The sequence below is a fragment of the Streptomyces sp. XM83C genome, assembly GCF_023072675.1.
Taxonomy (GTDB): domain Bacteria; phylum Actinomycetota; class Actinomycetes; order Streptomycetales; family Streptomycetaceae; genus Streptomyces; species Streptomyces thermocoprophilus.
Genome location: NZ_JALLGL010000209.1, coordinates 1 through 10,980 on the forward strand (window position 1 = coordinate 1; position 10,980 = coordinate 10,980).

Consider the following 10,980-nt stretch of genomic DNA (forward strand, 5'->3'; position numbering starts at 1 on the left):
GGGCGAAGGGTTCCGGGAGCGGGTGAACTCCGGCCGCGCCACAGGGCACAGCGTCCCTCGCCCCGCCCCGCACGCCGAACGGACCGCTCCGGCCGGCGGGCCGCCCGCGCCGCACGACCGCCGGCGCCCCTGTCGTCCCCGCGTACGGCCCCCGAGGGCGGTGTTCCGCACGCGCCGGAGCCCGCCCTGCGAGAGGGTGGGCGGTATGCATGCCAAGGACATCCTCATCGACGGCTACGGCCGTGTCCGCGAAGAGGTCCACGCGGCGGTCGAGGGGCTCGGCCCGGACGACCTCAACGCCCGCCCGACCGCCGAGACCAACTCGATCGCCTGGCTGATCTGGCACCTCACACGGGTCCAGGACGACCACATCGCCGACGCGTTCGGCCTGGAGCAGGTGTGGCTCGCGCAGGACTGGGAGAAACGCTTCGGCCTCGGCCTGCCGCGCCGTGACACGGGTTACGGGCACAGCGCCGCCAAGGTCGGCAAGGTCCGCGTCGACTCGGCCGGCCTGCTCACCGGCTACTACGACGCCGTGCACGAGCAGACCCTGCACCAGCTGCGCGGGGTGAGCGCGGCGGACCTCGAACGCGTCGTGGACGAGCGCTGGGATCCGCCGGTCACCCTGGGCGTGCGGCTGGTCAGCGTCCTGTCCGACGATCTCCAGCACGTCGGACAGGCCGCCTATGTGCGGGGGCTGCTTCAGAGCGCGGTGGCGTAGCCCGGGAGGACGACGTCCCGTACGAGGGCGTTGCGCTCGTCGAACGGGACGAACGCGCTCTTGAGCGCGTTGACCGTGACCGTCCGCAGATCCTCCACGGTCCAGCCGGCCTGCTCGACCAGCAGGGTCATCTCGCGGGTCATCGTCGTGCCGGACACCAGACGGTTGTCGGTGTTCAGGGTGACGCGGAAGCCGAGGTCCTTCAGCGCGGTGATCGGGTGCTCGGCGATGGACGTGGCGCAGCCGGTCTGCAGGTTGGAGGTGGGGCACATCTCCAGCGCGATGCGCCGGTCGCGGACCCAGGAGGCGAGCCGGCCCAGCTTGCCGTCGACGATGTCCTCGGTGATCCGCACGCCGTGGCCGATGCGCTGCGCGCCGCAGACCTGGAGGGCCTGGTGGATGCTGGGCAGGCCGTGCGCCTCTCCGGCGTGGATGGTGAACGGCACGCTCTCGCGGCGCAGCAGCTCGAAGGCCTCCAGGTGGTCGGCGGGCGGGAAGCCGTCCTCGGCGCCCGCGATGTCGAAGCCGACGACACCGGCGTCGCGGAAGGCGACGGCCGCCTCGGCGGCCTCACGGACGCGGTCGAACATGCGCATCCCGCACAGCAGGGTGCCCACCCGTACGGGGGTGCCCTGGGCGGCGGCCTTCGCCATGCCGGCGGCCAGGCCCTCCTGGACGGTCTCGACGACCTCGTGCAGGGTCAGCCCGCCGCGGGTGTTCAGCTCGGGGGCGTAGCGCACCTCGGCGTAGACGACGCCGTCGGCGGCGAGGTCGAGGACGTACTCCTCGGCGGCGCGCAGCAGTCCCTCGCGGGTCTGCAGCACGGCGAGGGTGTGGTCGAAGGTGGCGATGTAGCGGACGAGGTCGCCGGAGTCGGCGGCGTCGATGAACCAGGCGGCCAGCTCGTCGGGGTCGGTGGTGGGCAGGGCGTGGCCGACCTCGGCGGCGAGTTCGACGAGGGTGGCGGGGCGCAGGGCGCCGTCGAGGTGGTCGTGCAGGACGGCCTTGGGGAGGCGGCGGAGGGCCTCGGTGTCTACGCGCGTAGCGGTCATGGTGCGTTCTTTCGTCGGGCGGAGTGGTGCGAGGGTGCGGGGCGGGCGGCTCAGCCGGCGGGCCGGAGCAGGTCCCGGCGGTTGCCGTACAGGTCCCGGAAGACGGCGACCGTGCCGTACGGCTCGTGACGCGGCTCCTCCAGGAAGGTCATGCCGGCGGCGGTCATCCGGGCGTGGTCGCGGGCGAAGTCGTCGGCGTGCAGGCAGAAGCCGCCCCGTCCGCCGGCCTGGTCGCCGACCCGGGCGGCCCGGGCCTCGCCGCGGGCGCGGGCCGGCAGCAGTCCGGGGCCGGTCCCCGGTTCGCCGGGCTGCACGACCCGGCGGGAGCCGTCGGGGCGCGGCGTGTCCTCGGCGAGGCGGAATCCCGGGGCTCCGGTGCGGCAGCGGATCGCCTCGTCGCAGTCGTCGACGACGAGGGTGACCAGGGCGATACGTCGCATCGGGACCTTCCGGGGAGGGCTGATTAGCGGGAGAGGTTATACGTAAAACTGCACGCTTGCCAATCCCGCGGCGGCAAGGCCTTCCGCCGAGGCGGCCGACGCCGCGCGGGCGGCCGGTCGCCGGACGCAGGGGCGTCCGATCCGGTGGGGACGTGACCTCGGGAGGCACCCTGCGCCCACGGGCCGAGGACGGAACGGGCGGGCGGGGCGCCCCGCCGCCGTCCCGCCACGGCGATCGGGAAAGAGCCCCGCAGTCCGAGTCGGTGCGCCGGCGAGCGTTGCCCGCCGACCGCTTTTCCGTCGCGCCCTGAGGGTTACCTCACGGTAACTCCCGGTGGTTTCATGTCCCGCGCCACTCAACCCCCGTCACCCACAGGGAGATCCAGTGTCGCTCGCCGCACCGCGCCGCACCCTGGGCGCCGCCGTGCTCGCTCTCGCTCTCGCCGCCGCGCCCGTCGCCGGGGCGACGCCCGCCTCGGCCGACGGGCGGGTGCCCGAGCTGCGGGTGCTGTCGTACAACGCGTTCCTGATGAGCAAGCTGCTGTACCCGAACTGGGGGCAGGACCATCGCGCGGCGGAGATCGCGAAGGCGTCGTTCTTCCACGGCAACGACGTGGTGGTGCTCCAGGAGGCGTTCGACAACTCCTCCTCGGACGCGCTGAAGAGCGCCGCCTCGGCGGAGTATCCGTACCAGACGCCCGTGGTGGGCCGTGGCAGGGGCGGCTGGGACGCCACGGGCGGGGCGTACTCGGCGCTGACGCCGGAGGACGGCGGTGTCACCGTGCTCAGCAAGTGGCCGATCCTGCGCAAGGAGCAGTACGTGTACAAGGACGCGTGCGGCGCCGACTGGTGGTCGAACAAGGGCTTCGCCTATGTCGTGCTGGACGTCCGGGGCACCCGGGTGCATGTCGTCGGCACGCACGCCCAGTCGACCGACCCCGGCTGCGGCGCGGGCGAGGCCGCAAAGGTGCGGGGCCGGCAGTTCCTGGCGATCGACGCCTTCCTGGACGCCAAGGGCATCCCGGCGGACGAGGAGGTGCTGGTCGCCGGGGACATGAACGTCGACTCACGGAGCGGCGAGTACGGCTCGATGCTGGCCGAGGCCGGGCTGGCCGGGGCCGACGCACGCACCGGGCACCCTTACTCGTTCGACACGGAGGAGAACTCGATCGCCCGGGACCGCTACCCGGACGATCCGCGTGAGGACCTCGACCACGTCCTGCACCGCGCCGGGCACGCCCGTCCCGCGGTGTGGCGGAACGAGGTGGTGAAGGAGGAGTCGGCGCCGTGCACGGTGTCCAGCTGGGGCACCTCGTACACGTACACGAATCTGTCGGACCACTACCCGGTCGTCGCGTCCGCCGGCTGATCTCCCTGGGGGACGCCGCCGCCCCGCCTGCGGACCGTGCGCGGGCGGGGCGGGTTCGCGGAACGGACCGGGGTCAGCGGGCCGCCGCGTTCTCCTCCTCCACGGCCGGCGACTCCTGCTCGGCGTCGGCCGTTCGACGGCCACCGGGCCACCAGGAGCGGGCGCCGATGTCCCGGACCAGGGCGGGCACGAGCAGCGAGCGCACCACCAGCGTGTCCAGCAGGACTCCGAAGGCGACGATGAACGCGATCTGGACGAGGAACGCGAGCGGGATCACCCCGAGCGCGGCGAAGGTGGCGGCGAGGACGACACCGGCCGAGGTGATGACCCCGCCGGTGGTGACGAGTCCGGTGAGGACGCCCCTGCGGGCGCCGTGGCGCAGCGACTCCTCCCGGACCCTCGACATCAGGAAGATGTTGTAGTCGACGCCCAGCGCGACCAGGAAGACGAACCCGTACAGCGGCACCGACGGGTCCGTGCCGGAGAAGCCGAAGACATTCTCGAACACCAGGGCGGAGATGCCGAGGGTGGCGGCGAAGTTGAGGGCGACGGTCGCCACCAGCAGCACGGGCAGCAGCACCGAGCGCAGCAGGAGCATCAGGATCAGCAGGATGACGACGAGGACGACCGGGACGATCAGGGTGCGGTCGTGCTCGGCGGTGGTGCGGGTGTCGTACTGCTGTGCGGTGTAGCCGCCGACCCGGGCGTCGGCGCCGGGGATCGCGTGCAGCGCGGTGCGCAGCCGGGCGACGGTGTCCTGGGCGGCGTCGCTGTCCGCGTCGGCGGCGAGGGTGACGTCGATGCGGGTCCGCCCGTCGACGACGAGGGGCTGCCCGCCGGGGGCGCCGGAGGCGCTGATCGTGTACGCGGTGGCGACGCCCTCCGTCCTGCGGGCGGCGGCGAGGACGCGGTCGGCGCGGTCGGCGTCGGTGATGACGACGGCCGGGTTGCCGGAGCCGCCGGGGAAGTGCCGGGCGAGGGTGTCCTGCGCGGAGACCGAGGGCGCGTCGTCCACGAAGATCTCGCTCATCGGGACACCCCGTGAGCTGAACGCGGGCGCGAAGGCGGCGCAGGCCAGCAGGACGGCCAGGGTGGCGGCCCACACCTTGCGGGGCGCCCGGTCGACGAGCGCGGCCACCCGGCGCCAGACTCCCGCCCCGCCACCGGTGCCGTCGGTCGCGCGGGGCCGTGCGGGCCAGTAGGCGGCGCGGCCGAGGACGAGCAGGACGGCGGGCAGGAAGGTGAGGGAGCCGAGCACGGCGCAGACGATGCCGATCGCGCCGACCGGTCCGAGCGCCCGGTTGTTGGTGAGGTCGCTGAGGAGCAGGGTGATCAGGCCGAGCGCGACGGTGGCGGCGCTCGCGGCGATCGCCTCCCAGGACTGCTTCAGCGCGGCCCGCACGGCGGTGAACCGGTCGTCGGTGCGGGCCAGTTCCTCCCGGCAGCGCGCGGTGAGCAGCAGGGCGTAGTCGGTGGCGGCGCCGATCACCAGGATCGACAGGATGCCCTGCACCATGCCGTCGACGCGGACGACGTCGTGATCGGCGAGGACGTAGACGACCGCGCAGGCGAGAGCGAGGGCGAAGACCGCGCTGAGGAGGATCACCAGCGGCAGCAGGACGCTCCGGTAGACGAGCAGCAGAATGATCAGTACGGCGGCCAGGGCCACGCCGAGCAGCAGACCGTCGATGCCGGCGAACGCGTCCTTGAGGTCGGCCTGGCTCGCGGCCGGTCCGGCCACCTGGACGGTGGTGCCGGGTACCTTCCCGGCGGCCTCCCTGACCCGGTCGAGGGTGCCGGCGAGGTCCTTGCCCAGGTCGGTCCGCAGCGGCACCACGCCTTCCAGGGCCTGGCCGTCGTCGGAGAGCAGCGCGGGCGACGGCCGCCCCGCGAGACCCGCCGAGCCGGTGAGGGAGGCGAGGGCCCGGTCGGCCTCGGCGCGCCGGTCGGCCACCGGGGCGCCGTCCTTCTCGCCGGTCCAGACGACGACGGCGGGCAGGCTCTCCTGCTGTCTGAACGCCTTCTGCTCGGCGATGACCCTCGTCGACTCGGCGCTGCGGGGCAGGAAGGCCGCCTGGTCGTTGGTGGCGACCTCGCCGAGGCGTCCGGCGTAGGGGCCGAGCGTGCCGCCGACACCGAGCCAGACGAACAGCAGCAGGAGGGGAACGAGCCAGCGGGCCCTGCGGGTGGGGCGGGCGGTCCGGGCGGTGTCAGGCATGGGGCAGCGGTCTCCGGGTTCTGGGGCCGACAGGTATCTCCACAGAAAACAATCTCAATCGTCGAGATACATCACGGGTGAATGTATCCGACTCCTGGGATCGTGGAGACAGGTGCCCCGTGGACGGGCTCGCACGCGCGTGTGGCCGCGGCCACCGAACACCGACCGCCACGCGCGCGCACCCCGGCTGCCGCTACCGCAGCCGCGCGAGTTCCTCGTTCATCGCCGTCACGAACCGCACCACGACGGCCAGCTCGTCGCCGGTGAACCGGGAACGGGCCGCGGCGGCGGCCTCCGCCAGGGGGCGGAAGTGGGCGCGGGCGGCCTCCCGCGCGTCGGCGGCGTAGTACAGGTGCACCACGCGCCGGTCGGCGCTCTCCCTGACCCGGCGGATGTGTCCCGCACGTTCCAGCCGGTCCAGGCAGGCCGTCACCGCGCCGGAGGTGAGACCCAGGTGTTCGCGGAGCCTGCCGGGCGTCATCGGCTCCTCGGCGTCCAGGATCGCGGCGAGGGCCTGCACATCGGTCGCGTTCAGCCCTTGGGCGTCGGCGAAGTCGTGCACGAGGCGGTTGATCTCGCCGTTCATCCGCCGCAGGTGCACCGCGAGGGTGTGCAGGTCCCCCGGCGTCTCGCGCCGGTCCGGCGCGTCCGCGCGCTGTTCGGTGTCGTCCGCTGTGGCCACCCGAGCAGCGTAATGCGGGCCGGGCGGGTGCCGTCCGCGTCCGGTGGGCACTCGTGCGGGGAACTCCTTTCGAACAGGACGACACGGGGCCGAACGGGACGGTACGGATGAAAGAGGCGAACGGATGCGCGGTGGCGAGGCGGAGCCGGGACGCGACCCGGCGTCGGGCACGGGGCCGGATGCGGGACCGGAGGCGGGGCGCGACCCGGCGTCGGACGCAGGACCGCAGGCGGGGCTGACCTGCCTGGTGACCGGGGCGACCGGGTACATCGGCGGCCGGCTGGTGCCGGAGCTGCTGGACGCCGGGCACCGGGTGCGGTGCCTGGCCCGCTCCCCCGGCAGACTCCGCGACCATCCCTGGGCGGACCGCGTGCAGGTGGTACAGGGCGATGTCACGGACGCGGCCTCGGTCGCCGACGCGATGCGGGGGGTCGATGTCGCCTACTACCTGGTGCACGCCCTCGGCACGGGCGCGGAGTTCGAGGAGACCGACCGCAGGGCGGCCCGGATCTTCGGCGAGCGGGCGCGCGCCGCCGGCGTCCGCCGCATCGTCTACCTGGGCGGCCTCACCCCGGCGGGCGTGCCCGAGGAGCGCCTGTCGCCGCATCTGCGCTCCCGCGCCGAGGTCGGGCACATCCTGCTCGCCGGCGGGGTGCCGACGGCGGTACTGCGGGCGGCGGTGGTGATCGGGTCGGGATCGGCGTCGTTCGAGATGCTGCGCTACCTCACCGAGCGGCTGCCGGTGATGGTGACGCCGAGCTGGGTCCACACCCGTATCCAGCCGGTCGCGGTGCGGGACGTGCTGCGGCTGCTGGTGGGCTGCGCCCGGCTGCCGGCCGAGGTGAGCCGGGCGTTCGACATCGGCGGGCCGGACGTGCTGACGTACCGCGAGATGATGGCCCGCTACGCGACCGTCGCCGGACTGCCCCGCCGGATGATCCTTTCCGTGCCCGTGCTCACCCCGGGACTGTCCAGCCACTGGGTGGGTCTGGTCACGCCGGTGCCGGCGTCGATCGCCCGCCCGCTGACCGAGTCGCTGCGCCACGAGGTGGTGTGCCACGAGCACGACATCGACCGGTACGTGCCCGCCCCGCCGGGGCATCCGGTCGGCTTCGACGAGGCGGTACGGCTCGCGCTGCGGCGTGTGCGGGAGGCGCGGGTCGCCACCCGCTGGTCCAACGCGTCGGTGCCCGGCGCGCCCAGCGACCCGCTGCCCACGGACCCCGACTGGGCAGGCGGCAGCCTCTACACCGACCGGCGGGAGCGGATCGTCGACGCCTCGCCTGAGGCTTTGTGGCGGGTCATCGAGGGCATCGGCGGCGACAACGGCTGGTACTCCTTCCCGCTCGCCTGGGCCGTACGCGGCTGGCTGGACCGGCTGGCGGGCGGGGTCGGTCTGCGGCGCGGGCGGCGTGACGCGCACCGGCTGCGGGTCGGTGACTCGCTGGACTTCTGGCGGGTCGAGGAGATAGAGGCCGGGCGTCTGCTGCGGCTGCGCGCCGAGATGCGCCTGCCGGGCCTGGCCTGGCTGGAGATGTACGCCGACACCGACGCGCGGGGCCGCACGCGCTACCGGCAGCGCGCCCTGTTCCATCCGCGGGGCCTGCTGGGGCATGCGTACTGGTGGAGCGTCTCCCCGTTCCACGCCGTGGTGTTCGGCGGCATGGCCCGCAACATCGCCCGGGCGGCGGCACGCGGCACGGCGGGGGCGGAGCCGGTGACCGCCCCGGCCCGCTGAGAGGCCCGCCGTGCCGCTGCGCGGGCGCGACCGCCCTGCCCGCCCCGGCGCCACGGGCCAGCGGCCCGCCGCGACCGAGGGCCTGCCCGCCTCAGGTGTCGTGCGCCGCACCGGCCGCGCCGCGCGGGTCACCGAGCGCCGGCCCGCCGCCTGGATCCTGCGCCGCACCGGCCGCGTCTCGCCGGCCTCGGCGCTCCGAGGCCCCGCCCGGCAGAGGCCCGGCCCGCACAAAGACCCGCCCCGACCTGACAGCCGTATCCACCGCTCGCCCGGAGTCCGCCCATGAACGTCGCCGTCGTCCTCTTCACCTGCGATCTGCGTCTGCACGACCATCCCCCGCTGCGCGCGGCGCTGGCCGGCGGGCGGCAGGTGGTTCCGCTGTTCGTGCGGGACCCGGCGGTGGACCGGGCGGGGTTCGCCGCGCCCAACCGGCTGGCGTTCCTCGCCGACTGCCTGCGCGACCTGGACGCGGGTCTGCGGGAGCGGGGCGGGCGGCTGGTCGTGCGGCACGGCGACACGGTCGAGGAGGTGTGCCGGGTGGCCGCCGAGACCGACGCGGCCGAGGTGCACCTGGCGGCGGAGGTGTCGGCGTTCGGGCAGCGGCGCGAGCGGCGGCTGCGCGGTGCCCTGGAGGCGCAGGGGCGGGCGCTGCATGTGCACGACGCGGTGACGACGGCGGTGCCGCCCGGCGCCGTGACACCGGCCTCCTCCGGCCACTTCGCGGTCTTCACGCCGTACTTCCGCCGCTGGTCGCAGCAGACGCTGCGCGGTCCGCTCGCCGCGCCCCGCGCGGTGCCGGTGCCGGACGGGCCCGCCTCGGAGCCGCTGCCGTCCCGCGAGAAGCTGTCCGGCGTGGCGCCCGCGCTCGCGCCGGGCGGCGAGGGCGAGGGGCGCCGGCGGTTGGCCGGCTGGCTGCGGACGGGCGTGACGGCGTACGCGGACCGCCATGACGATCTGGCGGGCGACGGCACGTCGCGGCTGTCGCCGCATCTGCACTTCGGGACACTGTCCCCGGTGGAGATCGTGCACCGGGCGCGCCGAAGGGGCGGTCCGGGTGCCGAGGCGTTCGTACGGCAGCTGGCGTGGCGGGACTTCCACCGGCAGGTGCTCTTCGCGCGGCCGGCGGCGGCGCACGCCGACTACCGGTCCCGTGACGACCGCTGGCGGTCGGGCCGTGCCGCCGCCGAGGACGCGGAGGCCTGGCGGCAGGGCCGTACCGGCCACCCGGTCGTGGACGCGGCGATGCGGCAACTGCTGCACGAGGGCTGGATGCACAACCGGGGACGGCTGCTCGTGGCGAGCTTCCTCACCAAGACCCTGTACATCGACTGGCGGGTGGGCGCGGAGCACTTCCTGCGCCATCTCGTGGACGGCGACCTCGCCAACAACCAGCTGAACTGGCAGTGGGTCGCGGGCACGGGCACCGACACACGGCCGAACCGTGTCCTCAGCCCGGTCGCCCAGGGGCGCCGCCTCGACCCGGACGGCGCCTACGTGCGGCGGTGGCTGCCGGAGCTGGCGGACGCCCTGGACGCGGCGGGCGTCACGGGCGCGGCCGTCCACGAACCGTGGAAGCTGCCGGAGAGCGTGCGGGAGCGGTCGGGCTACCCGGCGCCGGTCGTCGGCCTCGCCGACGGGCTCGCGCGGTTCCGGCAGGCCCGCGGGCTGGAGTGAGGCACACCGTGCCTCGGCGCGGGGCACCGCCGGGAACCTCTGCGGGCACAGGCTCTCCACCCGGTTCCCGTCGTCCCCTCTGACCTCTACACATAAGGGTGAAATAAGCGCAGAATGGGGGATGCGCGGCGCTTACCGCACACCGCATCAGACGCGGTCGGCCCTGCAGTCAAAGGAGACGAGTCATGGCCAACGTCTCGCACGGCAGGGGTGACATCTCCACTCACCCCGATGTATCCGAAATGCGGGCACGCTACGCCCGTATGCTCGGCGGTCGTGATGTGGCGCTCGTGGACGGGCCGGTGTTCCTGCTCGGCCTGTACTGCGCCGTTTCCCCGTGGGTTCTCCACTACACGACCAGCCAGCCCGCACTCGTGACGCACAACCTCGTCATCGGCATCGCCATCGGTCTGCTGGCCCTCGGGTTCACCGCGGCGCCCGAGCGTATGTACGGCCTGAGCTGGGCCATGTGCGCGCTGGGCGTGTGGATGATCATCGCCCCGTGGATCGTCGGCGACAGCCCGGACGCGGGAGTCGTCGTCAACAACATCGTCATCGGCGCCCTGGCCGTGATCCTCGGGGCGATGTGCGCCGCGACGGCGGCCCGGAGCGCATCGCGGCCGTAGGGCGGACGGCGATACGACCACCAGCACAGGGAAAGAACACAGGGCCGGTCCCCGCGCCGCGCGGACCGGCCCTCCCCGTGCCGCGCGCTGCTGCGCCCCGGCGCGTCACCCGGCTGACCGGCACTTCGCGCCCGGTGCGTCACAGGGCGATCCGGTACGACGTCCCGGCGCGTCACCCGGGCGGCCGGAGCCACGGCCCTCCGCTCGTCACGCGTGCCGGGCGTGCCGCGCCGGTACGGTGCGCGCCCGGCCGTCACGGCACGCAGCCGTACGGCGTCGTGACGGCGAGCCGCTCGGCTCGGGGGTGAACCCCGCCGCGGCGAGCCTCTCCCCCAGGTCGGCGGGCCGGTCGTGGCCGTACGGCTTCCACTCGGTGACGGGGCGCGGTGGCGCCCCGCCCCACGGAAGGGCCACACGCCATAGCCCCCGCCCCACGGAAGGGCCACACGCCATAGCCCCC

At 74.3% G+C, this 10,980-nt stretch carries 9 protein-coding genes and 1 pseudogene; 5 read left to right on the forward strand and 5 right to left on the reverse strand.

The annotated features are described in order from the left end of the window. The first annotated feature begins 205 nt into the window (after positions 1–205). Positions 206–721 carry a mycothiol transferase gene (locus MTQ10_RS21525; protein ID WP_247470857.1) on the forward strand — a complete coding sequence of 172 codons (516 nt, stop codon included), beginning with the start codon at positions 206–208 and terminating at the stop codon, positions 719–721. Here MTQ10_RS21525 and MTQ10_RS21530 read toward each other — a convergent pair. Together MTQ10_RS21530 and MTQ10_RS21535 are read right to left on the reverse strand one after the other, a co-directional pair. After that, positions 703–1,773, reverse strand: coding sequence for an adenosine deaminase (locus MTQ10_RS21530; RefSeq protein ID WP_247470859.1), 1,071 nt, complete (start codon positions 1,771–1,773; stop codon positions 703–705). The two genes, MTQ10_RS21525 and MTQ10_RS21530, sit on opposite strands and share 19 nt — an antisense overlap. Before the next feature lie 50 nt (positions 1,774–1,823). Further along, on the reverse strand, positions 1,824–2,213 hold the full coding sequence (locus MTQ10_RS21535) for a VOC family protein (RefSeq protein WP_247470861.1): 390 nt from the start codon (positions 2,211–2,213) through the stop codon (positions 1,824–1,826). Positions 2,214–2,598: 385 nt separating this feature from the next. Here MTQ10_RS21535 and sph point away from each other — a divergent pair, with 385 nt between their 5' ends. Beyond that, the gene (gene sph, locus MTQ10_RS21540) at positions 2,599–3,582 is read left to right on the forward strand and encodes a sphingomyelin phosphodiesterase (protein WP_247470863.1); all 984 of its coding nucleotides are present in this window, start codon (positions 2,599–2,601) and stop codon (positions 3,580–3,582) included. A gap of 73 nt (positions 3,583–3,655) precedes the next feature. Here the strand turns inward: sph and MTQ10_RS21545 are convergent, their stop codons facing one another. Both MTQ10_RS21545 and MTQ10_RS21550 read right to left on the reverse strand, forming a co-directional pair. Then, complete coding sequence (locus MTQ10_RS21545) at positions 3,656–5,800, reverse strand: MMPL family transporter (RefSeq protein ID WP_247470865.1); 2,145 nt, start codon at positions 5,798–5,800, stop codon at positions 3,656–3,658. A 193-nt stretch (positions 5,801–5,993) separates the two neighbouring features. Beyond that, positions 5,994–6,482 carry a MarR family winged helix-turn-helix transcriptional regulator gene (locus tag MTQ10_RS21550; RefSeq protein WP_247470868.1) on the reverse strand — a complete coding sequence of 163 codons (489 nt, stop codon included), beginning with the start codon at positions 6,480–6,482 and terminating at the stop codon, positions 5,994–5,996. A 124-nt stretch (positions 6,483–6,606) separates the two neighbouring features. Between MTQ10_RS21550 and MTQ10_RS21555 the strand changes: the two genes are divergently transcribed. The 3 genes from MTQ10_RS21555 (at position 6,607) to MTQ10_RS21565 (ending at position 10,520) form a co-directional block, all read left to right on the forward strand. Then, positions 6,607–8,220: an SDR family oxidoreductase gene (locus MTQ10_RS21555; protein WP_247470870.1), complete on the forward strand. Its 1,614-nt coding sequence runs from the start codon at positions 6,607–6,609 to the stop codon at positions 8,218–8,220. 282 nt (positions 8,221–8,502) lie between these two features. Further along, positions 8,503–9,894 carry a cryptochrome/photolyase family protein gene (locus MTQ10_RS21560; protein WP_247470873.1) on the forward strand — a complete coding sequence of 464 codons (1,392 nt, stop codon included), beginning with the start codon at positions 8,503–8,505 and terminating at the stop codon, positions 9,892–9,894. Between the two features lie 185 nt (positions 9,895–10,079). After that, entirely contained in the window at positions 10,080–10,520 is a 441-nt protein-coding gene (locus MTQ10_RS21565) for an SPW repeat protein (RefSeq protein WP_247470876.1), read from the forward strand. 294 nt (positions 10,521–10,814) lie between these two features. Here MTQ10_RS21565 and MTQ10_RS21570 read toward each other — a convergent pair. Next, positions 10,815–10,892 (reverse strand): annotated as a pseudogene (locus MTQ10_RS21570) (GNAT family N-acetyltransferase); the annotation flags it as partial. Positions 10,893–10,980: the final 88 nt, after the last annotated feature.

Excerpts from the sequence above, each read along its gene's own strand:
- MTQ10_RS21525 (WP_247470857.1), top strand. The coding sequence starts at position 206 with ATGCATGCCAAGGACATCCTCATCGACGGCTACGGCCGTGTCCGCGAA.
- MTQ10_RS21530 (WP_247470859.1), bottom strand. The coding sequence starts at position 1,773 with ATGACCGCTACGCGCGTAGACACCGAGGCCCTCCGCCGCCTCCCCAAG.
- MTQ10_RS21535 (WP_247470861.1), bottom strand. The coding sequence starts at position 2,213 with ATGCGACGTATCGCCCTGGTCACCCTCGTCGTCGACGACTGCGACGAG.
- MTQ10_RS21545 (WP_247470865.1), bottom strand. The coding sequence starts at position 5,800 with ATGCCTGACACCGCCCGGACCGCCCGCCCCACCCGCAGGGCCCGCTGG.
- MTQ10_RS21555 (WP_247470870.1), top strand. The coding sequence starts at position 6,607 with ATGCGCGGTGGCGAGGCGGAGCCGGGACGCGACCCGGCGTCGGGCACG.
- MTQ10_RS21560 (WP_247470873.1), top strand. The coding sequence starts at position 8,503 with ATGAACGTCGCCGTCGTCCTCTTCACCTGCGATCTGCGTCTGCACGAC.
- MTQ10_RS21565 (WP_247470876.1), top strand. The coding sequence starts at position 10,080 with ATGGCCAACGTCTCGCACGGCAGGGGTGACATCTCCACTCACCCCGAT.